The organism is Streptomyces sp. ISL-66 (genome assembly GCF_018614135.1).
Lineage (GTDB): Bacteria > Actinomycetota > Actinomycetes > Streptomycetales > Streptomycetaceae > Streptomyces.
In genome coordinates this window covers 1-21402 of the sequence record NZ_JAGGOW010000150.1, presented here as the reverse complement: position 1 = coordinate 21402, position 21402 = coordinate 1, and the positions used below count along the sequence as shown (strand labels likewise).

Below are 21402 nucleotides of genomic sequence, written 5' to 3'. Positions count from 1 at the left end.
CGTGTATGCCAAGAAGACCGCGCTGACGGTCCTTTCCGCCGTGCTTCCCGTGCTGTTGGTCCCGGCCCTGTTCGCGCCGCCCGCGCACGCGGCGCCGACGCCCACGCCGCAGGCCGACGGGAAGGGGCAGCCGCCCAAGGCAGCCGCGCCGCCCGCCTCGATGTCCTCGGTCGGCGGCGCGGCGCTCGGGCAGCCCGGTACGCAGGTCAACCTGCTGCCCGGCGCTCCCGCCCTGCCGGCGAACCTGACGGGCCGTTCGTGGATCGTGGCCGACGCCGAGACCGGCGAGGTCCTGGCGGCGCACAACGCGCACTGGCGCCTCCCCCCGGCCTCGACCATGAAGATGCTCTTCGCCGACACCGTGCTCCCGGGACTGCCCAAGGACCAGGTCCACAAGGTCAGCGAGCAGGAGCTGGCCGGAATCGGCTCCGGATCCAGCCTGGTGGGGCTCAAGGAGGACGCGGAGTACACCGTCCACGACCTGTGGCTCGGGGTGTTCCTGCGCTCCGGGAACGACGCCGTGCACGTGCTTTCGGCCATGAACGGCGGCGTCGAGAAGACCGTCAAGGACATGCAGGCGCACGCCGAGGAGCTCCAGGCCCTGGACACGCACGTCGTGTCCCCCGACGGCTACGACGCTCCGGGCCAGGTCTCCAGCGCCTACGACCTCACCCTCATCGCCCGCTCCGGTCTGCAGAAGGAGGACTTCCGGGAGTACTGCGGCACGGCCAGCGCGAAGTTCCCCGGGCGCCAGGAGCCCGGCAAGCCCCGCGAGACCTTCGAGATCCAGAACACCAACCGGCTGATGACCGGCGCGGGCGGTCTGCCCCCGTACAAGGGCATCGCCGGGGTGAAGAACGGCAACACCACGATGGCCGGCTCCACCTTCACCGGCGCCGCCCAGCAGGGCAAGAAGAAGCTGCTGGTCACGGTGATGAACCCGGATACCGGTGGCGCGAATTCCGTCTACGAGGAGACCGCCGACCTCCTGGACTGGGGTTTCGCGGCGATCGGGAAGGTCAAGCCGGTGGGCGAGCTGGTGCCGCCGAAGAGCGCGGACACCTCCTCGCTCGGCTCCCCGGCCCAGTCGCACGAGAACAACCCGTTGGCGGCCGGAGCCCCGGGCGCCGGCATGGGCACGGCCCTCGGCATCACCGGCGGGGTGCTGGCCGTCGTGGCCGGCGGGGCGTACGTGATCAACCGGCGCCTGCCGCGCGGCCGCGGCCGCCGCTCGAGCGGCCCGGCGTAGCCGGGGGCTCGGCCGGCCCGGCGGATCCGGACGGCTCGGAGCCCGGCTGGGGCTCCGGGTCCGGCTGGGGCTCCGGGCCCGGCTGCGGCTGCGGTTCCTCCACCCCGTCCCCGTCCCCGTCCGCGTCGTCGCGGCTCGCGGTCCACGCCGCGCAGAACAGCAGCAGCTTCGCCGTGAGGTTGATCCAGATCAGCAGCGCGATCGGCACGCCGAAGGCCCCGTACATGCTCTTCGTGGCCACCCCTCGCACATAGCCGCTGAGCAGCAGTTTCAGCAGCTCGAAGCCGCCCGCGCCGAGGAGGGCCGCCTCGATCAGGCGGCGGCGCGGGGGTTCGACGCCGGGGAGCAGGGTCAGGACGTAGAGCAGCAGCAGGAAGGCGGCCACGACCCCGACGAGGAAGGCCCCGCCCCGCAGCAGGCCGCCTCCCGCGCCGTCGCGCGGCACGCCGAGCCAGTCGCCGGCCTTGCCGACGGCGCTGGAGCCGACGGTGGAAGCGGTGGCCGAGGCCAGTCCGACGCCGCCGAGGCCGATGAGGACGAGGGCGTCCTTGCCCTTGCGGACGAAGGGGTTGCCCTCGTCCTCGTCGTCCTTCTCCCAGACGGCTCGCAGGCAGTCGCGCATCGAGCCGACCCAGCCGATGCCGGTGAACAGCAGCACGCCCGCCGCGACCAGTCCGACCGTGCCCGCGTTCGCGACGAGCGCGTTGATGTCGAGCTGGTCGGAGATGCCGGGGACCTGTTCGGCGAGGTTCTTCTGGAGCCGGTCCAGCTGCTCCTTGCTGAGCAGTCCGGCGCCGATCGCGGCGGCCACGGTGATCAGCGGGAAGAGCGCGAGGAAGCTGATGAAGGTGATCGCGGCGGCGAGCCGGCTCCAGTGCACGCGGTCGAGCCGCTGGTACGAGCGCCAGAGGTGGGTCCGCATGAGAGCGGACACCGTGGATCCGATCACCGGGAGTTTCGTCAGCCAGTCCATACGGTCACCGTAAATGAGCTGTCGGAAATAGCCAGGATTGCCGCTTTTGGAGACTACGGTCGTCGATTGTGACTTTTCGCCCGACGGCTCGGCCGTTCCACGCCCTGGTCCTGCGAAGGATCAGCTTCCGGTTCCGGTTCCTGCGTCAGGAACGGCGTACGGTCTTCTCGCCAGCCGCGCTCGCCCCGCTGTCGGTCGACGAGCCGGGCTGCGCGGGAACGCCGGCCGCGCCCGGGCCGAAGGGGTACTCGCACAGCTTGCGCCAGACCCCGTCCGAGCCCTGCTCGTAGAGGGCGAAACCGCCGCAGGTCCACTCCGCCGCGTAGTCCGCGAGGGTGCTGAACGCGAGGTCCATCGCCTCCTCGGAGATCCCGTGGGCCACGGTGACGTGCGGGTGGTACGGGAACACCAGCTCCCTGTTGAGCGGACCCTGCGGGTCGCGGACCCGGCCCTGGAGCCGGGTGCAGCCCGCGCCGCCCTCGGCGACCTGGACGTAGACGACCGGCGAGAGGGGCCGGAAGGTTCCCGTGCCGGCCAGCCTCATCGCGAAGGGACCGCTCGCGGCCGCGACCTCGGCCAGGTGGGCACGGATCTCCGGAAGCCGCTCCGCGGCCACCTCGGTCGGCGGTACGAGGGTGACGTGCGTGGGGATCCCGTGCGCGGCGGCGTCCCCGAAGCCGGCGCGCAGCTGCTGGAGGCTGCTGCCGTACGGCTCCGGGACCGCGATCGAAACGCCGAGCGTTACGGTCCCCACGTATCTCTCCTCCGCCTTGGGTCCTGTACGTCTGACTGCGCGCGGCCCGGGTGCCGGGCGGTGCTGCCGACCCAGTGTGGCGCCAGCACCCCCCGATTCGCCAGGGCCCTCTTCCTCTTCCGTCCCCGTCAGTGCTTCGCGGGCAGGAAACCGAGGTGGTCGTACGCCTGTGCCAGGGTCTCCGCGGCGACCGCCCGAGCCTTCTCCGCACCCTTGGCCAGCAGGGAATCCAGGGTCTCGGGGTCGTCCAGGTACGCCTGGGTGCGCTGCTTGAACGGTGTGACGAAATCGACCATCACGCCGGCCAGATCGGTCTTGAGCGCGCCGTAGCCCTTGCCCTCGTACGCGGCTTCGAGCGCGGGGATCGACTCGCCCGTGAGGGTGGAGTAGATCGTGAGCAGATTGCTGACGCCGGGCTTGTTCGCGGTGTCGAAGCGGACCACGGCCTCGGTGTCCGTGACCGCGCTCTTGATCTTCTTCTCGGTGGCCTTGGGCTCGTCGAGGAGGTTGATCAAGCCCTTCGGGGAAGACGCCGACTTCGACATCTTGATCGCCGGGTCCTGGAGGTCGTAGATCTTCGCGACCTCCTTGACGATGTGCGCCGCGGGGAGGGTGAAGGTCCTGCCGAAGCGCTGGTTGAAGCGCTCGGCGAGGTCGCGGGTCAGCTCGATGTGCTGGCGCTGGTCCTCACCGACCGGGACGGCGTCGGCCTGGTAGAGCAGGATGTCGGCGACCTGCAGGATCGGGTACGTGAACAGGCCGACGGTGGCGTTGTTCGTGCCCTGCTTGGCGGACTTGTCCTTGAACTGGGTCATCCGGCTGGCCTCGCCGAAGCCGGTGATGCAGTTCATGACCCAGCCGAGCTGCGCGTGCTCGGGCACGTGGCTCTGGATGAAGAGCGTGCAGCGCTCGGGGTCCAGGCCGGCGGCGAGCAACTGCGCGGCGGAGAGCCGGGTGTTCGCGCGGAGATCCTTCGGATCCTGCGGCATGGTGATCGCGTGCAGGTCGACGACCATGTAGAAGGCGTCGTGCGTCTCCTGCAGTGCGACGTACTGACGGATGGCTCCGAGGTAGTTCCCGAGGTGGAACGAACCGGAGGTGGGCTGGATGCCGGAGAGCGCGCGAGGACGATCAGAAGCCATGGCCCCATTCTCTCAGGTGCGATGACGGGCTCGGGCCCGCCATTGGCCGGAACCCGGCGTGCCGCTCCGCCCCCGCCCCGCCCCTGCCCGGGTACCGAGCGGTAGCGGCCCGTCCGGATCCCGCCTCGGCCGAGCGACCGCTTTCCGCCGGAGGTCAGGGGGATGCCGCTGCGCGGGGCTTCGTGGGCGCTGCCCACAGCCCACACCCGCGCCTCAGACGCCGGCGGGGCTGAAATTGCCCTCCGGGCAATCCAGCCCCGCGGGGCTGACGGCGCCAGCCGAAATCCAGCCTCGCCGGCGATTGAGGCGCGGGGTCTGGGGCGGAGCCCCAGGAAGCCGGGCCGCAGGCTTTACGACAGCGGGAGCCCCGGGGCCGGGAACGCGGCCATCAAGTCCCCGACCTCGGCGCGGATCGCGGCCAGCGCGGGCTCGTCCGAGGTCGCGGCGGCGGACACCGCACGGGCGATCCAGTCGGCGACCACCGGCATGTGCGGTACGCCCAGGCCCCGGGAGGTCAGCGACGGCGTGCCGATGCGGATGCCCGACGGGTCGAACGGCTTGCGCGGGTCGAACGGCACCGTGTTGTAGTTCACGACGATGCCCGCCCGGTCCAGCGCCTTCGCGGCGATCTTGCCCGGGACGTCCTTCCCCGTCAGGTCGATCAGGATCAGGTGGTTGTCCGTACCGCCGGAGACCAGGTCGAAGCCCCGCTCCAGCAGCGCCGCGGCCAGCGCCTTCGCGTTGGCGACGACCGCGTGGGCGTACGAGACGAAGGCGGGCTGCGCCGCCTCGTGGAGGGCCACCGCGATGCCGGCCGTCGTCTGGTTGTGCGGGCCGCCCTGGAGGCCCGGGAAGACCGCCTTGTCGATGGCCTTCGCGTGCTCCTCGCGGCACATCAGCATCGCGCCGCGCGGGCCGCGCAGCGTCTTGTGCGTGGTCGTCGAGATCACGTCCACGTGCCCGGCCGGGGACGGATGCGCCCCGCCCGCGATCAGGCCCGCGATGTGCGCCACGTCGGCGACGAGGACCGAGCCGGCCTCCTTCGCGATCGACGCGAACGCCTCGAAGTCGATCGTGCGCGGGAGGGCGGTGCCGCCGCAGAAGATCAGCTTCGGGCGCTCGGCCAGCGCGAGGTCCCGTACGGCGTCGTAGTCGATGCGGCCATTCGTTTCGGGGTCCGCAGTCGCCTGGACGCCGTACTGGACGCCCCGGAACCACGAGCCGGTCGCCGAGACGCCCCAGCCGTGCGTCAGGTGCCCGCCCATCGGCAGGGCCATGCCCATCACGGTGTCGCCGGGCTTCGCGAAGGCCAGGTACACGGCGAGGTTGGCCGGGGAACCGGAGTACGGCTGCACGTTGGCGTGGTCCACCCCGAACAGGCCCTTCGCCCGCTCGACGGCCAGCGCCTCGATGCGGTCGATGTTCTGCTGGCCCTCGTAGTAGCGGCGGCCGGGGTAGCCCTCGCTGTACTTGTTCTGCAGCACCGTGCCGGAGGCTTCCAGCACGGCCGCGGACACGTAGTTCTCGCTGGGGATCAGCCGCAGGGTCTGCGCTTGCAGCGTTTCCTCGGCGGCGACGAAGGACGCCAGCTCGGGGTCGGTGGCAAGAAGGGCGGGGTGGTGGCTCGCGCTCATGGCGGCTCCTCCGGGGTCGATGTCAGATCTCGTCCCCGCGAGGCCCAGGCGAGCGGCCCTGTATGCGGTCCTGCGCGCACGACTCCCCCGGAGTTGGTTCTCCGTACGCCAGTCGCCGTGCGTACCGCACACCTTAGCGGCACGCCACGAAAAAGGTTTCTCCGTCCGGTATACGAGCGAAGATGCACAGTGACGCCACCCTCGTCACTGGCCTTGACGGACGATCGGAGACCCCGTGTCGACAACTTCTGATGCCATCCGCTCCGCCGACGCGCACAGCGCGCACAACTACCACCCCCTGCCCATCGTGGTCGCCACGGCGGAAGGCGCGTGGATGACCGATGTGGAGGGACGCCGGTACCTCGACATGCTCGCCGGCTACTCCGCCCTCAACTTCGGCCACGGCAACCGCCGTCTGCTCGACGCCGCCCGCGCCCAGCTCGAACGGGTCACCCTCACCTCCCGCGCCTTCCACCACGACCGCTTCGCCGACTTCTGTACCGAACTCGCCGCGCTGTGCGGCAAGGAGGCGGTCCTGCCCATGAACACGGGCGCGGAGGCCGTGGAGACGGCGGTGAAGACCGCCCGCAAGTGGGGCTACGAGGTCAAGGGCGTCCCGGACGGCCACGCCAAGATCGTGGTCGCGGCCGACAACTTCCACGGCCGCACCACGACGATCGTGTCCTTCTCGACGGACCACGAGGCCCGCGACCACTTCGGCCCCTACACCCCGGGGTTCGAGATCGTCCCGTACGGGGACCTCACCGCGCTCGCCGCCGCCGTCACCTCCAACACCGTCGCCGTGCTCCTGGAGCCGATCCAGGGCGAGGCGGGCGTCCTCGTCCCGCCCGCCGGATACCTGCGGGGCGTACGGGAACTGACGCGCGAGCGGAACGTCCTCTTCATGGCGGACGAGATCCAGTCGGGGCTCGGCCGGACCGGCAGGACCTTCGCGTGCGAGCACGAGGGCGTCGTACCGGACGTGTACATCCTCGGCAAGGCGCTGGGCGGCGGCGTCGTCCCGGTGTCGGCGGTCGTCGCCGACCGCGACGTCCTCGGCGTGTTCAAGCCGGGCGAGCACGGCTCCACCTTCGGCGGGAACCCCCTCGCCTGCGCCGTGGCCCTGGAGGTCATCGCGATGCTGCGCGGCGGCGAGTACCAGCAGCGCGCCACCGAACTCGGCGACCACCTGCACCGGGAGCTGAACCTGCTGGTCGGCGGCGGCGCGGTGACCGCCGTACGGGGCCGCGGGCTGTGGGCGGGCGTCGACATCGACCCGGCGCACGGAACCGGCCGGGAGATCTCCGAGAAGCTGATGGAGCTCGGGGTGCTGGTCAAGGACACCCATGGGTCGACGATCCGGATCGCACCGCCGCTGGTGATCAGCAAGGAGGACCTGGACTGGGGCCTGGACCAGCTCAGGTCGGTCCTCGCGGAGGGCTAGCGGGGGGCTAGTGGAGGGCTAGAAGATCCCGTCCGGCTAAAAGATGACGTGGGGCAGGAAGCGGGCGTACTCGTCCGTGACCAGCCCCGCCGATTCGCGGATGCCGAGCCCCGCCGCCTCGTCCTCGACGACCCACGCGCCGAGCACCACCCGGTTGCCGTCGAAGTCGGGCAGCGGGGCCAGGGCCTGGAAGACGTACGTCTCGTCCGGCTCCGGCGCGAACGGCTCGCCGCCCACCGGATGCAGGGTGACCCCGGCGCCCTCGCGCCCCAGCAGCGGCTTCGCGACGTAGCCGGTGCCGGCGAGCTCGCGCGGGCCGTCGAGGTAGGCGGGCAGCAGGTTCGGGTGCTCCGGGAAGAGCTCCCACAGGACGGCCAGCAGGGCCTTGTTGGAGAGGAGCATCTTCCACAGCGGTTCGATCCAGGCGGTCGTGCCGGAGCCGCCGCCGAGGTCGTACGTGCCGAGGACCTGCGGGGCGAACTCGTCGGTGACCAGCCATTCCCACGGGTAGAGCTTGAAGCAGGCGCGGATGAAGCCGAGCTTCTCGTCCACGAACCGTTCGGTCAGGGCGTCCCAGCCGATCCGCTCGACGGACAGCGCCCGCGCGTCGAGGCCGGCCTGCTCGGCGGTCTCCCTGAGGTAGGCGACCGTCATCAGGTCCTCGCCGAGTTCGTCCGTCTCGGAGTGCGCGAAGTGCACCGTGCCGGAGGGCAGCAGCTCCGCCTGGCGGCGCCAGGCGTCGACGAGCCGCTCGTGGAGGGAGTTCCACTGGTCGGCGCCGGGGAACCGTTCCTCCATCCAGAACCATTGCGGGCTTGCCGCCTCCACCAGCGAGGTGGGGGTGTCCGCGTTGTACTCCAGCATCTTGGCCGGGCCGTCGCCGTCGTAGCGGAGGTCGAAGCGGCCGTAGAGCGAGGGCTGTTCGGCCCGCCGCCGCCAGGACTCGGCGATCAGCGCGGCCAGCTTCGGGTCGGTGATGCCGAGGTCCGCGAAGCGGTCGTGGCGCACGATGTGCTCCGCCGCCGCCAGGCACATGGCATGGAGCTCCTCGACCACGTTCTCCAGTGCCTCGACCTCGGGCAGCGAGAAGGAGTAGTAGGCGCTCTCGTCCCAGTACGGGCGCAGGGAGTCGTCGGGGTAGCGGGTGAGCGGGTAGATCAGCCCCTGCTCCTCGACGGTGTGCTGCCAGTCGGGGCGGGGCTCTATGGTGTGCCGCTTCATGGGTGTGCAGTCCCTCGGTGTCTCGGTCAGCCGCCGCTGGAGCCGGAGCTCTTGTGCCCGCCGATGCCGCCGCGGGTGACGGCGGACTTGTCGAAGCTGCCGCCGGAGACCTTGCCGCCGCGCACGGAGCCGCCGTAGTAGTACGTGCCCCGGCTGGTGCCGCTGCCGTTGCCGTTGCTCTTGCAGTACTTGTCGTCCAGCTTGTCGAGCGTGGTCCGGTCGACGCAGCGCCGGTCCGGCTCGTCGCTGTTGCCGCAGGCCACGAGCGTGGCCGCGAGCAGGCCCACGCCGCCGAGCACGACGGCGCCGGACCGCATGCGGCGCTGGTTGGTACTGCTGCTGCTGTCCATGTCCGCTGCTCCCCCTAGTGGCGTGCTGCCGACAGACTAGATCCAGGCCCCCGGCCGATGGAATCCGGCCGTCCACGGATCCGTGACCTAGAGTCGCTTCGTGCTCATTGGGATGATTTGCGCGCTCGGTGCGGCGATGTGTTTCGGCACCGCCTCGGTCCTCCAGGCCGTCGCGGCACGGACGGCCGAACCGGGAACGGGCTCCGGGGTCGACACCGCCCTCCTCCTGCGGGCGCTGCGCCAGTGGCGCTACCTCGCCGGACTCGGCCTGGACGGGATCGGCTTCGTCCTCCAGATCGTCGCCCTGCGCCACATCCCTCTCTACGCGGTGGGCGCGGCGCTCGCCGCCAGCCTCGCGGTGACGGCGGTGGTCGCGGCGCGGCTGCTGCGGGTGAGGCTCAGCGGGACCGAGTGGGCCGCGGTGGGGGTGGTGTGCGCGGGGCTGGTGATGCTCGGGCTGGCTTCGGGCGAGGAAGGCTCCGGCGCCGGGTCGCTCGCGCTGGAACTGGGGCTGCTCGCGGTCGCGGGGCTCGTGCTCGCGACCGGGGCCGCGGCCGGCGGCCTGCCGGACCGCAGCCGGGCGCTGACGCTGGGGCTGGCGGCCGGAACCGGCTTCGGGGTGGTGGAGGTGGCGGTCCGGCTCATCGACGACGTCTCCCTCTCGGCCTTGAGGAACCCGGCCCTGTACGCCCTGCTGCTGGGCGGCGGCGCGGCCTTCCTGCTGCTCACCTCGGCCTTGCGGCGCGGCTCGGTGACCACGGCGACGGCCGGAATGGTGCTGGGCGAGACGATCGGCCCGGCCGCCGTGGGCGTGGCCTGGCTGGGCGACCGCACCCGTGAGGGCCTGACCTGGCTGGCGGTCACCGGCTTCGTGGTCGCCGTCGCCGGAGCCCTCGCCCTGGCCCGCTTCGGCGAACCCCCGGCGGCTGCGACGGCGGCGACGGATCCGACGGCTCCGGCTGATCCGGCCGACCCCGCCGATCCGGCCAATCTGGCCGACCCCGCCGACCCCGCCGACCCAGCCGACCCCGCCGACCCAGCCGGTCCGGCGACGGACCCGTCCGGCGGTCCGGCCCCCTGACCGGAGCCGGGGGCGGATCCTCCGGCGGAGCCCCGGGTGGGCCCCGCCCCGCCCCTCACGGGAGCGCCGCCACCAGGGCCGCCAGGGTCGGGGCCCAGGCGCTCTGCGTCGGCGTCCCGAAGCCCACGACGAGGGCCTCGCGCGCCGCCCCGGCCGCCTCCGGGTGCCGGAAGGACGACAGCGGCTGCAGGCCGAGGTCCTGCCAGGCGGCCGCCCGCAGGGCCGCCCGTTCGCCGCCCGGCGCGAGGTCCAGCACCGCGTGCAGGCCCGCCGCGATGCCCGAGACCCCCACACGGTCCCCGACCGCCGCCACCAGCTCGTCGCGGCGCCGCCGGTAGCGCAGCCGCATCCCGCGCACGTGCCGGTCGTACGCTCCGGACCGGATGAACTCCGCGAGCGTCAGCTGGTCCAGTGCGCCGGAGCTCCAGTCGTCCCGGCCCCTCGCCCCGAGCACCTCGTCCATCAGCCCGGCCGGCACCACCATCCATCCCATGCGCAGCCCCGGCGCCAGGGACTTGCTCGCGGTTCCCATGTAGACCACCCGGTCCGGGTCGAGCCCCTGCAGCGCGCCCACCGGCTGGCGGTCGTAGCGGAACTCCCCGTCGTAGTCGTCCTCCAGGATCAGCCCGCCCGTGGACCGGGCCCAGTCCACCGCCGCCGCCCGCCGTACGGGCGTCAGCGCGGCGCCCGTCGGGAACTGGTGCGCCGGTGTCAGCAGCACCGCCCCCGCGCCCTGGCCCGCCCCGGAGCCCGCGAGCGACGCCAGGTCCTGGGTGCGCGCCCCCGCCGCGTCCACCTCCAGCGGCCGGGTCCGCAGCCCCGCTCCGGTCAGCAGGTCCCGGTGCACGTCGAGCCCGTACCCCTCCACCGCGATCTCCCGGACCCGCCGGGCGCGCAGCGTCTTCGTCATCAACAGCAGCCCCTGCGCGAACCCCGCGCACAGCACGATCCGTTCGGGATCCGCGTACACCCCGCGCGCCCGTGCCAGGTACCCGGCCAGCGCCTCCCGCAGCTCCACCCGCCCGCGCGGATCGCCGTACCCGAAGGCCTCGTTCGGGGCGTCGGCCAGCGCCCGCCGGGCCGCCGACAGCCACGCCGCCCGCGGGAAGCCGCCCAGGTCCGGGGAACCGGGCATCAGGCTGTACGAGGTCTTCGCGCGGACGGGCCGCCGTACGGGTGCGGCCGCCGCGGACCGCCGCTCCGGGGCCCGCTCCGCGACCCTGGTCCCGGAGCCCTGCCGGGCCGTCAGCCGGCCCTCGGCGACGAGCTCCGCGTACGCCTCGGCGACGGTGTTGCGGGCGATCCCGAGGTCGGCGGCGAGCGAGCGCGAGGAGGGCAGCCGGGTGCCCGGCGCGAGCCGGCCGCTGCGCGCGGCCTCGCGCAGCGCCTCGGCGAGTCCGGCGCGCAGACCGCGCCCGGCGGAGAGCTCCACGTGCAGGTCGGCGCCGAAAGTGGCCCAAGATTCCGTCATGGATTTGGACCATATACGCGGGCCGCCCGGCTCGTACGGTGAAGACCATGAACAACACGGACAGCACCCGGAACGCACCCGAGCACACCCCCCGCATGCAGCTGGCGAAGCTCGCCCCCGAGTTCTACAAGGCCGCCGTGGCCCTGGACGCCGCCGCGTCCAAGGGGCTGGACCCGGCCCTGGTCGAGCTCGTCAAGCTCCGCTCCTCACAGATCAACCACTGCGCCTTCTGCGTCGACATGCACTCCCAGGACGCCCTGGCGGCCGGCGAGGACGTGGAGCGGCTGCTGCTCCTCGCCGCGTGGGAGGAGTCGCGGCACTTCTACACGGAGAAGGAGCTCGCCGCGATCGAGCTGACGGAGGCCGTGACCGTCCTGACCGACGGATTCGTTCCCAACGAGGTCTACGAGCGGGCGGCGAAGCAGTTCGAGGAGAAGGAACTGGCCCAGCTGATCGGCCTGATCGCGGCGATCAACGTCTGGAACCGCATCGGCGTCACCACCCGCCTGGTCCCGGGGCACTACACCCCGGGCATGTACAAGTAGCGGCCGGCGCCGGGGCCGGTGGGAATCACCCGCCCGAGCGCATCACGCCGAAGCGCCCCGGCCTTTGTCTCGGGCCGGGGCGCTTCGGTTTTCGTACGGGGCGTACGGGGCGTACGGGGCCCGCGGGCCCGGAGTGGTGGTCCGGGCTGCGAGCGGCCGTACGGAGGGGCTCAGATCAGGCCGAGCTCGCGCACCGCGTCGCGCTCCTCGACGAGCTCCGCCACGGACGCGTCGATGCGCGCACGGGAGAACTCGTTGATGTCCAGGCCCTGGACGATCTCGTACTTGCCGTCCTTGGTGGTGACGGGGAAGGAGGAGATGATGCCCTCCGGGACGCCGTAGGAGCCGTCCGACGGGATGCCCATCGAGGTCCAGTCGCCCGCCGCGGTGCCGTTGACCCACGTGTGGACGTGGTCGATGGCGGCGTTGGCGGCCGAGGCGGCCGAGGACGCGCCGCGAGCCTCGATGATCGCGGCGCCGCGCTTGGCGACGGTCGGGATGAAGGTGTCGGCCAGCCAGGCCTGGTCGTTGACCAGCTCGGCGGCGTTCTTGCCGGCGATCTCCGCGTGGAAGATGTCCGGGTACTGGGTCGCCGAGTGGTTGCCCCAGATGGTGAGGCGCTTGATGTCGGAGACGGCGGCGCCGGTCTTGGCGGCCAGCTGCGAGATCGCGCGGTTGTGGTCCAGGCGGGTCATCGCGGTGAAGCGCTCGGCCGGTACGTCCGGGGCGGCGGCCTGCGCGATGAGCGCGTTGGTGTTGGCCGGGTTGCCCACGACCAGGACCTTGATGTCGTCCGCGGCGTTCGCGTTGATCGCGGCGCCCTGCGGCTTGAAGATGCCGCCGTTGGCGGAGAGCAGGTCACCGCGCTCCATGCCCTTGGTACGCGGGCGGGCGCCGACGAGCAGCGCGACGTTGGCACCCTCGAAGCCCTTGTTCGGGTCGTCGAAGATGTCGATGCCGGCGAGCAGCGGGAAGGCGCAGTCGTCGAGCTCCATGGCGGTGCCCTCGGCGGCCTTCATGCCCTGAGGGATCTCCAGAAGACGGAGCTTGACCGGCACGTCCGCGCCGAGCAGGTGGCCGGAGGCGATGCGGAAGAGCAGCGCGTAGCCGATCTGGCCGGCGGCGCCGGTGACGGTGACATTCACGGGAGTGCGGGTCATGGCCTTCTCCGTTAGACAGCTGGCGGTGGGGCGTCCCTGCCCCATGTGCTGGGAGGACGCCGCTCCATGGCCCGGTAAATCTTGACGTGAAGAGACATCCGCCCGTCAGGCTATCCGACCCGGGCCCGCCCCAATCCCCCGCCCCGTGTGGCGCAGGGCACACGATCACTCCCGGCCCGGCCCCATGGGCCTTTGACGCGCGGGATTCCGGGGCGGAGCCCGGGTCTTCGCGAGTTCGGGCGGAGCCCGTCCGGGGGTCCCCCGGACGGGGTCGGGTGTGGAGGGTGGAAGGGCGGGGAGGGGCCGGTCAGCCCGTCAGCCCGTCAGCCCGTCAGCGGACCGTGAACCGGACCGCGCTTTCCAGGAACGGAATGTCCAGCCACGGCTTCGGCTCGATGACCAGCGCGAGCAACGTGATCGCCGTACCCAGCAGCCCGTACGTGACCATGTCGGTGAAGCGCGACCGCACCGCCAGCATGCCCACGGAAGGCAGCAGCATCCGCATCACCGCCCCCGCGATCAGCGCGATGCCGATCATCAGGCATCCGCCGCGCGCGTGACCCGTGGCGGTGACCAGCAGCCCGGCCGCCGTCGCGGCGAGAACGGCCAGCATCGGCCACTGCCGGGCCGGCGCCGGCGCGTCGCCGTGCGCGGCCCGCCCGCCGCCCTCCGGGCGGGCGGTGTCCCGGGTGATGGAGGGGAACCGCCGGGACTTGCCCCCGGCGGGCCCGGCGCCCGCGGCGCCCACCACGCCCGCCCCTTCGGCCACTTCAGCGCCTTCCGCTCCTTCAGCCCGCACTGGGGGCGATCCGTTCCGCCGCCTCGACGACGTTCACGAGCAGCTGCGCCCGCGTCATCGGTCCGACGCCGCCCGGATTCGGGGAGATCCAGCCGGCCACCTCCGCGACACCGGGATGCACGTCTCCGACGATCTTGCCGTTCTCGTCACGGCTCACGCCGACGTCGAGCACGGCCGCGCCCGGCTTCACGTCCTCGGGCTTGACCAGGTGCGCCACACCGGCCGCCGCCACCACGATGTCGGCCTGGCGGAGCAGGCCGGAGAGGTCGCGCGTACCGGTGTGGCAGAGCGTGACGGTGGCGTTCTCGGACTTGCGGGTCAGCAGGAGGCCGATGGAGCGTCCGACGGTGATGCCGCGGCCCAGGACGACCACGTGCGCGCCGTTGATCTCCACGCCGTGGTGACGCAGCAGCTCGACGATCCCGTACGGGGTGCAGGGCAGCGGGCCCGGCTCGCCCAGGACCAGCCTGCCGAGTGACGTGGGGTGCAGGCCGTCGGCGTCCTTCAGCGGGTCCATCAGCTCCAGGACCCGGTTGGTGTCGATGCCCTTGGGGAGCGGGAGTTGGACGATGTAGCCCGTGCACTGGGGGTCGGCGTTCAGCTCGCGCACGACCGCCTCGATGTCCTCCTGGGAGGCCGTCGCGGGCAGTTCGTGCTGGATGGAGGCGATGCCGACCTCGGCACAGTCCTTGTGCTTGCCGTTGACGTACCAGCGGCTGCCCGGGTCGTCACCGACCAGCAGCGTACCGAGGCCGGGGGTGATGCCCCGGGCCTTGAGCGCCGCCACGCGGGCGGTCAGTTCGGACTTGATCGCGGCTGCGGTGGCCTTGCCGTCGAGAATCTGGGCGGTCATGGCCCCATCCTCCCGGATGGAGCGGCCCCGATTCCAGTCAAGGCCCCCGGCGGGGCGCTCACGGACGCGTGCGGTTCATTGCACTTGCACAACAAGTGACGGCCCCCCTCGGAACCAACTGGACAACTCCTCGCGTGTCCGAGGACGATGCACGGACAGAGTGCCGCGGGCAGTGCCGGGGGGCGGACCGCAAAGATGCAGATTTCCTCCGTGCGTTTGCCGTGCGTCCCCGCACTTCCACGGAGGAACACCCCAAGATGAGCTTCGGCGACCCGAACAATCCGTACGGACAGCAGCCCCAGGCCCCGCAGGGCCAGCCCGGCTACGGCTACCCGCAGCAGGCCCCGCAGGGCGTCCCGCCGCAGGGTGGCTACGCCTACCCGCAGCAGACCCCGCAGGGATACCAGGGCGGTCCGGTCGGGTACCCGGGTGGCCCGGTGGGGATGCCCGGCGGGGTGAAGGCCGCCCGCGTCATCCTGTTCATCCTGGGCTCCCTGCAGGCCCTCTTCGGCCTGCTGGCGCTGCTCGGCGGAGCCTTCTTCGCCTCGATGTTCGCCGACTCCTCCAGCTCCTCGGCGAGTGACGCGGGGGCGCTGGCGGGCGGTGTGATCGTCGTGGTCGGCATCATCCTCATCGCCATCTCGCTGTGGCCGATCCTGACAGCCGCCAAGCTCTCCAAGGGCCGGGGCGGTGTCCGCGTCTCCGGCATCATCTTCGGCTCGGTGCAGTCCCTCTTCGCGGCGTTCAGCGTGCTCGGCAACATCGCCGTGGCCAGCAGCGACCAGGCGGCCCCCGGCGTCATCCTGTCCCTGATCTTCGCGGTGATCTCGCTCGCGCTGGGCGTGTGGATCATCGTCGGTCTGGCCAATTCGGCCGCCGGCGCCTACTTCCGGCGCCCGCAGTACTAAGCCGGCAGTACTGAGCCCGCCGCACCAAGGCACGTACCGCACACCTGCGAGGCCGTCGGGCCCCGTTCACGGCGAAGGCCGCGACCCGCGCAGCACGAACTGCGGGTCGCGGCCTTCGCCGTTGTCGGGGGGGGCCGTGACTCAGTGGAAGAAGTGGCGGGTCCCGGTGAAGTACATCGTCACGCCGGCCTTCTTCGCGGCCTCGACGACCAGCTCGTCGCGCATCGAACCACCCGGCTGGACCACGGCCTTGATGCCCGCGGCCGTGAGGATCTCCAGCCCGTCCGGGAACGGGAAGAAGGCGTCGGACGCGGCGTACGAGCCCTGCGCGCGCTCGGCGCCCGCCCGCTCGACCGCGAGCTTGGCGGAGTCGACACGGTTGACCTGGCCCATGCCGACGCCGACCGAGGCGCCGTCCTTGGCGAGCAGGATCGCGTTGGACTTGACGGCGCGGCAGGCCTTCCACGCGAAGGCGAGGTCGGCGAGCTCGTCGGCGGACAGGGCCTCGCCGGTGGCCAGCGTCCAGGTGGCCGGGTCGTCGCCCTCGGCCTGGACGAGGTCGGCCTGCTGGAGCAGCACGCCGCCCGAGATGGGCTTGAGCTCGACCGGCTGGTGCGGGGCGCCCTCCACCTTCAGGACCCGGATGTTCTTCTTCTTCGCCAGGATCTCGACGGCGCCCGGCTCGTAGCCGGGAGCGACGACGACCTCGGTGAAGATCTCCGCGACCTGCTCGGCGAGCTCGACGCTCACCGGGCGGTTGACGGCGATGACGCCGCCGAAGGCGGAGGCCGTGTCGCAGGCGTGCGCCTTGCGGTGGGCCTCGGCGACGTCCTTGCCCACCGCGATGCCGCACGGGTTGGCGTGCTTGATGATCGCGACGCAGGGCTCTTCGTGGTCGTAGGCGGCGCGGCGGGCCGCGTCGGTGTCCACGTAGTTGTTGTAGGACATCTCCTTGCCGTGCAGCTGCTCGGCGCCCGCCAGCCCGCCCGGCCGGCCGTCCGTGTAGAGCGCGGCGGCCTGGTGCGGGTTCTCGCCGTAGCGCAGGGTCGACTTGCGCTCCCAGGCGCCGGCCAGGAACTCGGGCAGCACGGCCTCCGGCTCCGGGGCGTACACGTTCGTGAACCAGGAGGCCACGGCCACGTCGTACGCCGCCGTGTGCTGGAAGGCCTCGGCCGCGAGCCGCTTGCGCGCGGTGAGGTCGAAGCCGCCGCCCTGGGCGGCGGTGAGCACGTCGGCGTAGCGCCGCGGGCTGGTGACGACGGCCACCGAGGGGTGGTTCTTGGCGGCGGCGCGGACCATCGAGGGGCCGCCGATGTCGATCTGCTCCACGCACTCGTCCGGGGTCGCGCCCGACTGGACGGTCTCGAGGAAGGGGTAGAGGTTGACGACGACCAGGTCGAAGGGCTCGACGCCCAGCTCGGCGAGCTGGTTGCGGTGGTCCTCCAGGCGCAGGTCGGCGAGGATGCCTGCGTGCACGCGCGGGTGCAGGGTCTTGACGCGGCCGTCCAGGCACTCGGGGAAGCCGGTCAGCTCCTCGACCTTGGTGACGGGCACCCCGGCCGCGGCGATCTTCGCGGCGGTGGAGCCGGTCGAGACGAGCGCGACGCCCGCCTCGTGCAGGCCGCGGGCCAGCTCTTCCAGCCCCGTCTTGTCGTAGACACTGACGAGAGCGCGCCGGATCGGGCGCTTCGACGTGGTGAGCCCTTCGCTCTGTGCGGTCACGGTCTCTGCGGTCCCTGCGGTCCCTGCGGCCTCTGCGGCGGTCACTGGATCGTTACCTTTCGTCCCTCGATGCTGTAGCCGTGCCGGGCCAGGCGCCCCACGACCTCGACGAGCAGCTCGCGCTCGACTTCCTTGATCCGCTCGTGGAGAGCGGCCTCGTCCTCTTCGTCCCGGATCTGGACCACACCCTGAGCGATGATCGGACCGGTGTCCACGCCGGAGTCCACGAAGTGGACGGTGCAGCCGGTGACCTTCGCGCCGTAGGCGAGTGCGTCCCGTACGCCGTGGGCTCCCGGGAACGCCGGGAGGAGGGCGGGGTGCGTGTTGATGAACCGGCCGCCGAAGCGGGCGATGAACTGCGGACCCACGATCTTCATGAACCCCGCCGAGACCACCAGGTCCGGCGCGTGGGCGGCTGTGGCCTCCGTCAGGGCCACGTCCCACTCCGCCCGGCTCCCGTACGCCTTGACCGGGCACACGAAGGTGGGGATCCCCGCCTTCTCGGCCCGCTCCAGGCCGGCGATGTTCTCGCGGTCGGCCCCGACGGCGACGACTTCGGCGCCGAAGCCCTCGGCTCCGCCGGGGTGGGCGTCGATGGCGTCGAGGAGGGCCTGGAGGTTGGTGCCGGAGCCGGAGACCAGCACGACCAGGCGGGAGGGGGCCATGGGAGTGAGCCCTTTCTCGGGCGGGGGCGCCCCCCGCCTGAGCTGGGGGCACGTGGTTCGTCTTGTGCGGTCGTACGAAACTCCGGGTCGCCTGAATAGGCGGACCATACGAAGCCACCGACCGCCTGCAACGATACCGGCACACGGGACGGCCCCCGAGGGACGGGGGCGCGGGTGGGCGGTAGCGTCTGGCGTACACGCCGCAACCAGGCCTCCGACGTCCCAGGACGTCCATGACACAGGGGATGAAACACACCCGATGCCGGACCGCCGCCAGCCCGACCCCTCCACCGACGACAACCCCTTCGCGGCGCCCCCGGAAGGCCGGCCCGACCAGCCCTGGGAGCCGCGGGCGGGCGGTGACGGCGGCTCCGGACAGGAACCGGGCGGCACCCCCGCTCCCGGACCGGCCCGCTGGGACCCCACCGACCCGATCCAGCGGCGGGCGCGATACGCGCTGCTGGCCGGCATGTGGGGCTTCTTCTTCGGGGTGTTCGGGATTCCGTCGGTGGGACTGCTGCTGGGCGTCCTGGCCCTGTACTGGGGCATCAGCGCGCTCCGGGGCGTCCCGGTGAAGCCCGCGACGGCCGACGGATCCACCGGGTCGGCCGGGCCCGAGGGACGGTCCGACCGGTCCGAGGGGCCGGCCGGGTCCGAGGGGCCCGACCGGTCCCACCGGTCCGACCGGTCCGGGGACAGCACCGGCGAGGCCGCTCCGGCTCGGGCCCCGGGCGGCCTGGCGGCCCTGGGCGCCGCGGCCCGCCCCCAGCGGACGGCGGCGGTGAGCGGGCTGGTCACCGCTTCGCTGGCGATCCTGCTGGCCGCGTCCTCGTACGCGGTGCAGCTCACGTACAAGGACTTCTACGTCTGCTCGCAGGACGCCCTCACCAAGTCGGCGGAGCTCAAGTGCAACGACCTCCTGCCGGACAACTTCATCGGCAAGGTGCTCCGGGTCCAGCGCTAGTGCTGTGGCCGGGAAGGTTTGCCGGGTCGCGGCGTTCGGTGCGGTGCATCGCAAGGCGGAGGACCGCGGCTCGTACTGGACGTACTTGCGTGGTCCGACAACGCCGCGAGGTGCCGTGCCGGGCGTCGCGACCCGGTGAACCTTTCCGGTCACCGCACTAGCCGGTGCGGTGACCGGGCCGGTTCACCGGGTCGCCACCGAGGCCGCCGGGCCGTCAGGCCGGGCCGGCGGCTCCGGCTGTCCGGCCTGGTCCGGCTGCCCTGGCGACTCCGGTGCTCCGGCCGGAGCCGACCGGGGCTCCGGCTTCGCGTGCGCGGCCTCCGGGCCGGTTTTGCGGCGGGCCAGTACGCGGGCTCCCGCCACGGGCGGGGCGAGCGGGCGCGGAGGCGTCCCGGGGGGCGTGCGCGGCGGCCCGGCGGGCGGTTCGGGTACGGCCGCGGTCGCGGTCGCGGGGGCGGGGATCGCCGGAGCCGTCTGAGGCGCCGGGAGTGCCGACAGCGGGATCGGGGTCAGGTCGAGCTTGAGGCCGGGAACGACCAGCACCGAGCGCTTCGGCGGTGCGGGAAGGGGCCCGGACGACGCCGGTCCAGGTCCCGGTGCCAGCCCCGCGCCCGCCGCCGGCCGCGGGTGCTCCTGCGCGGTTGCCCCAGCGGCGCGCTCCGCCGAGGAGAAGTCCGGGATCAGGGTGCCCGCCGCACGGCGCAGGGCAGCCCACCGGACCTCCCGTACGCCGCTGTCGTGCCAGCCGTCCCGGGATCCCGCGTCGGACAGACCCCGCGCCGGCCGGTTCCGCCACGCGTGCACGGTCACGGCCAGCGGGACGGCGAGCACCAGGCTCCAGGCCAGGGCCGCGCCGCCCGCCTGCCACCAGACGGGCCCGAAGGCCGCCAGTTCCCGGGAGCCGAGCGGCCCCGCGGACACCGCGGCGAGCCCGGCCGTCGCCAGGGCGCAGACCAGCGCGCCCAGGGCCGCCGTGAGCGCGGCCTCCCCGTACGAGACCTCGCGCGCCCGGCGTACGGCGAACCAGCCCACCGCCAGCCCCGCCATCACCGGAACTCCGGCCACGGCCCAGGTCAGCGGCGTGCCGGGACCCTCCGGAGGCAGCGCCGCAAGCAGCGGGAAACGGGGCAGCGCGGGCGATCCGCCGAAGCCGAGCGGGGTCGCGGCGGCTCCGGTGCCGAGGGCGAAGCCGGGACCGAGGGCGTACGCGGCGCCCCAGACCACCGCGTTCGGGATCAGGGTGAGGGCCAGCAGCAGCACCGCGAAGCGGCCCGACCAGACCCCGGTCAGGGCCCCGAAGGAGCCCTGCACCTCGGTCCCGTGCCAGGCGAGCGAGACTCCGACCACCAGGGCGCCACCACCGAGCAGGACCAACACCCCGCCGGCTCCGGCGCGCAGCGCGATCTCGTAGCGGGGGCGGGTGAACCGGGCGGGCAGCGACCCGAGCGGCCTGCCCCGGGCCTCCCAGACCCCGCCCGCGGCGGCCAGCGCGGCGACCAGCGGGAGGTGCCAGGCCGCGCTGAGCGGGTCGGCGGGCATCGGCCCACCCGCGGCGTACACGGTGGCGAAGGCGCCGACGCCGAGGTAGCCGCAGAGGACGGCCGAGAACACGACCCCGGCGGGCAGCGGTTCCGCGCCCCGCTCCTCCTGCGCGGCGCTCCCGAGCCGGGCGGCGCGGCGGATGAGCAGCGCGGGCAGCGCGATCAGCAGCAGCGGGGTCACGCCCACGGGCGCGGGCACGCCGGAGAGGGTCTCGTAGCGCACCAGTTCGGTCCCGTGGGCCAGCAGCCAGAGGCCCGCCGCGAGGTGCAGGGCGCCGCCGGGACCGCTGTCGGGGTAGGGGGAACTGATCCACAGCACGATGACGAGCACGGCGAGGAATCCGAGCCCCAGTCCTGCGGCCACGGCCCCGCCCACCACGCATGCGGCGGCCGCCGGTGAGCGGCGCCGGGCTGGGGCCCCGGAGGGCGCGGGCAACGAGGTCCCGCGTTCGGTCACTTGGGTCACGCCGCCATGGTGCCAACGACACGCGCTATGGCCGGGTAACAGGCGATTGTCCGTGGTGTCGCTCAATATACGTTTATGTACTTTTTCGCTCAGGGCGTCCGGGTCGCGGGGAGTGTGGCATGACACAAAGCGTCACGGAGCTGGGCCTCCCCACCCCGAAGGAACGCAGGCGCCTGCGCGAAGCCGCCGAGCTCACGCACGAGGAGCTCGCGGCGGCGATGGGCGTCACGGCGACCACGGTCCGCTCCTGGGAGACGGGGCGCACGGACCCTAGGGGGCGCAAGCGGGAGGCGTACGCGAAGTTCCTGGCCCGGCTCGGCGCGGACAGGGACTCGGGGGCGAACAGGGAAGCGAAGGCGGCGGCGAACGCGGACGCGGGCGCCCCCACCGACACTCCGGCGGCCCGTGCTCCCGAGGCCGCCCGGGCCGCCGCGGAGCCCGGGGCCGGGGCCGGAGCCGG

Annotated in this window: 20 protein-coding genes and 1 riboswitch; of the genes, 7 read left to right on the top strand and 13 right to left on the bottom strand. The window is 72.7% G+C overall.

The annotated features are described in order from the left end of the window. Window position 1: 1 nt before the first annotated feature. The gene (locus J7E97_RS27200; protein ID WP_308346818.1) at window positions 2–1249 is read left to right on the top strand and encodes a D-alanyl-D-alanine carboxypeptidase; all 1248 of its coding nucleotides are present in this window, start codon (window positions 2–4) and stop codon (window positions 1247–1249) included. Here J7E97_RS27200 and J7E97_RS27195 read toward each other — a convergent pair. The 4 genes from J7E97_RS27195 to glyA all read right to left on the bottom strand — a co-directional run bounded on the left by J7E97_RS27195 (window position 1197) and on the right by glyA (window position 5752). Then, on the bottom strand, window positions 1197–2222 hold the full coding sequence (locus tag J7E97_RS27195; protein WP_215032455.1) for a YihY/virulence factor BrkB family protein: 1026 nt from the start codon (window positions 2220–2222) through the stop codon (window positions 1197–1199). The genes J7E97_RS27200 and J7E97_RS27195 overlap by 53 nt on opposite strands. Before the next feature lie 145 nt (window positions 2223–2367). Beyond that, window positions 2368–2976, bottom strand: coding sequence for a 2'-5' RNA ligase family protein (locus J7E97_RS27190; RefSeq protein WP_215032452.1), 609 nt, complete (start codon window positions 2974–2976; stop codon window positions 2368–2370). 128 nt (window positions 2977–3104) lie between these two features. Beyond that, complete coding sequence (gene trpS / locus J7E97_RS27185) at window positions 3105–4118, bottom strand: tryptophan--tRNA ligase (RefSeq protein ID WP_215032449.1); 1014 nt, start codon at window positions 4116–4118, stop codon at window positions 3105–3107. Between the two features lie 350 nt (window positions 4119–4468). Then, window positions 4469–5752, bottom strand: a complete 1284-nt coding sequence (glyA, locus tag J7E97_RS27180) for a serine hydroxymethyltransferase (protein ID WP_215032447.1) — start codon at window positions 5750–5752, stop codon at window positions 4469–4471. A gap of 35 nt (window positions 5753–5787) precedes the next feature. Then, a riboswitch (ZMP/ZTP riboswitch) is annotated at window positions 5788–5878 on the bottom strand. A gap of 109 nt (window positions 5879–5987) precedes the next feature. Here glyA and rocD point away from each other — a divergent pair. Then, window positions 5988–7196, top strand: a complete 1209-nt coding sequence (gene rocD, locus J7E97_RS27175) for an ornithine--oxo-acid transaminase (protein ID WP_215032444.1) — start codon at window positions 5988–5990, stop codon at window positions 7194–7196. Between the two features lie 36 nt (window positions 7197–7232). Here the strand turns inward: rocD and J7E97_RS27170 are convergent, their stop codons facing one another. Continuing rightward, window positions 7233–8417: a glutathionylspermidine synthase family protein gene (locus J7E97_RS27170; RefSeq protein ID WP_215032441.1), complete on the bottom strand. Its 1185-nt coding sequence runs from the start codon at window positions 8415–8417 to the stop codon at window positions 7233–7235. Between the two features lie 26 nt (window positions 8418–8443). Further along, a complete protein-coding gene (locus tag J7E97_RS27165) occupies window positions 8444–8767 on the bottom strand; it encodes a hypothetical protein (protein WP_215032438.1) in 324 nt (107 codons plus the stop codon). A gap of 112 nt (window positions 8768–8879) precedes the next feature. Between J7E97_RS27165 and J7E97_RS27160 the strand changes: the two genes are divergently transcribed. Then, window positions 8880–9848, top strand: a complete 969-nt coding sequence (locus tag J7E97_RS27160) for a hypothetical protein (protein WP_251055229.1) — start codon at window positions 8880–8882, stop codon at window positions 9846–9848. 55 nt (window positions 9849–9903) lie between these two features. Here J7E97_RS27160 and J7E97_RS27155 read toward each other — a convergent pair whose 3' ends face one another. After that, complete coding sequence (locus J7E97_RS27155) at window positions 9904–11319, bottom strand: PLP-dependent aminotransferase family protein (protein WP_215032435.1); 1416 nt, start codon at window positions 11317–11319, stop codon at window positions 9904–9906. A 47-nt stretch (window positions 11320–11366) separates the two neighbouring features. Here J7E97_RS27155 and J7E97_RS27150 point away from each other — a divergent pair, with 47 nt between their 5' ends. Further along, entirely contained in the window at window positions 11367–11864 is a 498-nt protein-coding gene (locus J7E97_RS27150; protein ID WP_215032432.1) for a carboxymuconolactone decarboxylase family protein, read from the top strand. 170 nt (window positions 11865–12034) lie between these two features. On the opposite strand, the gene J7E97_RS27145 is transcribed toward J7E97_RS27150, so the two are convergent. The 3 genes from J7E97_RS27145 to J7E97_RS27135 all read right to left on the bottom strand — a co-directional run bounded on the left by J7E97_RS27145 (window position 12035) and on the right by J7E97_RS27135 (window position 14676). Beyond that, the gene (locus J7E97_RS27145; RefSeq protein WP_215032429.1) at window positions 12035–13024 is read right to left on the bottom strand and encodes a malate dehydrogenase; all 990 of its coding nucleotides are present in this window, start codon (window positions 13022–13024) and stop codon (window positions 12035–12037) included. 331 nt (window positions 13025–13355) lie between these two features. After that, complete coding sequence (locus J7E97_RS36865; RefSeq protein WP_308346817.1) at window positions 13356–13793, bottom strand: DUF3017 domain-containing protein; 438 nt, start codon at window positions 13791–13793, stop codon at window positions 13356–13358. A gap of 19 nt (window positions 13794–13812) precedes the next feature. Continuing rightward, a complete protein-coding gene (locus tag J7E97_RS27135; protein WP_215032422.1) occupies window positions 13813–14676 on the bottom strand; it encodes a bifunctional methylenetetrahydrofolate dehydrogenase/methenyltetrahydrofolate cyclohydrolase in 864 nt (287 codons plus the stop codon). A 257-nt stretch (window positions 14677–14933) separates the two neighbouring features. Between J7E97_RS27135 and J7E97_RS27130 the strand changes: the two genes are divergently transcribed. Further along, a complete protein-coding gene (locus J7E97_RS27130) occupies window positions 14934–15584 on the top strand; it encodes a hypothetical protein (protein WP_215032420.1) in 651 nt (216 codons plus the stop codon). A 141-nt stretch (window positions 15585–15725) separates the two neighbouring features. Here J7E97_RS27130 and purH read toward each other — a convergent pair whose 3' ends face one another. Both purH and purN read right to left on the bottom strand, forming a co-directional pair. Beyond that, the gene (gene purH, locus J7E97_RS27125) at window positions 15726–17306 is read right to left on the bottom strand and encodes a bifunctional phosphoribosylaminoimidazolecarboxamide formyltransferase/IMP cyclohydrolase (RefSeq protein ID WP_215032418.1); all 1581 of its coding nucleotides are present in this window, start codon (window positions 17304–17306) and stop codon (window positions 15726–15728) included. 41 nt (window positions 17307–17347) lie between these two features. Beyond that, window positions 17348–17971 carry a phosphoribosylglycinamide formyltransferase gene (gene purN / locus J7E97_RS27120; RefSeq protein WP_215032416.1) on the bottom strand — a complete coding sequence of 208 codons (624 nt, stop codon included), beginning with the start codon at window positions 17969–17971 and terminating at the stop codon, window positions 17348–17350. 259 nt (window positions 17972–18230) lie between these two features. Here purN and J7E97_RS27115 point away from each other — a divergent pair, with 259 nt between their 5' ends. Beyond that, window positions 18231–18935: a hypothetical protein gene (locus tag J7E97_RS27115; RefSeq protein ID WP_215032414.1), complete on the top strand. Its 705-nt coding sequence runs from the start codon at window positions 18231–18233 to the stop codon at window positions 18933–18935. Between the two features lie 183 nt (window positions 18936–19118). On the opposite strand, the gene J7E97_RS27110 is transcribed toward J7E97_RS27115, so the two are convergent. Beyond that, a complete protein-coding gene (locus tag J7E97_RS27110; RefSeq protein WP_308346816.1) occupies window positions 19119–20942 on the bottom strand; it encodes a DUF6350 family protein in 1824 nt (607 codons plus the stop codon). A 119-nt stretch (window positions 20943–21061) separates the two neighbouring features. Here J7E97_RS27110 and J7E97_RS27105 point away from each other — a divergent pair. After that, window positions 21062–21402, top strand: a 341-nt coding sequence (locus J7E97_RS27105; RefSeq protein ID WP_215032412.1) for a helix-turn-helix transcriptional regulator, incomplete at its 3' end; no start/stop codon positions are given.

Coding starts and splice junctions, on each gene's coding strand:
- trpS (WP_215032449.1), bottom strand. CDS start 4,118: ATGGCTTCTGATCGTCCTCGCGCGCTCTCCGGCATCCAGCCCACCTCC.
- J7E97_RS27170 (WP_215032441.1), bottom strand. CDS start 8,417: ATGAAGCGGCACACCATAGAGCCCCGCCCCGACTGGCAGCACACCGTC.
- J7E97_RS27150 (WP_215032432.1), top strand. CDS start 11,367: ATGAACAACACGGACAGCACCCGGAACGCACCCGAGCACACCCCCCGC.
- purN (WP_215032416.1), bottom strand. CDS start 17,971: ATGGCCCCCTCCCGCCTGGTCGTGCTGGTCTCCGGCTCCGGCACCAAC.
- glyA (WP_215032447.1), bottom strand. CDS start 5,752: ATGAGCGCGAGCCACCACCCCGCCCTTCTTGCCACCGACCCCGAGCTG.
- J7E97_RS27130 (WP_215032420.1), top strand. CDS start 14,934: ATGAGCTTCGGCGACCCGAACAATCCGTACGGACAGCAGCCCCAGGCC.
- J7E97_RS27145 (WP_215032429.1), bottom strand. CDS start 13,024: ATGACCCGCACTCCCGTGAATGTCACCGTCACCGGCGCCGCCGGCCAG.
- J7E97_RS27160 (WP_251055229.1), top strand. CDS start 8,880: ATGATTTGCGCGCTCGGTGCGGCGATGTGTTTCGGCACCGCCTCGGTC.
- J7E97_RS27135 (WP_215032422.1), bottom strand. CDS start 14,676: ATGACCGCCCAGATTCTCGACGGCAAGGCCACCGCAGCCGCGATCAAG.
- J7E97_RS27115 (WP_215032414.1), top strand. CDS start 18,231: ATGCCGGACCGCCGCCAGCCCGACCCCTCCACCGACGACAACCCCTTC.
- J7E97_RS27155 (WP_215032435.1), bottom strand. CDS start 11,319: ATGACGGAATCTTGGGCCACTTTCGGCGCCGACCTGCACGTGGAGCTC.
- J7E97_RS27195 (WP_215032455.1), bottom strand. CDS start 2,222: ATGGACTGGCTGACGAAACTCCCGGTGATCGGATCCACGGTGTCCGCT.
- J7E97_RS27165 (WP_215032438.1), bottom strand. CDS start 8,767: ATGGACAGCAGCAGCAGTACCAACCAGCGCCGCATGCGGTCCGGCGCC.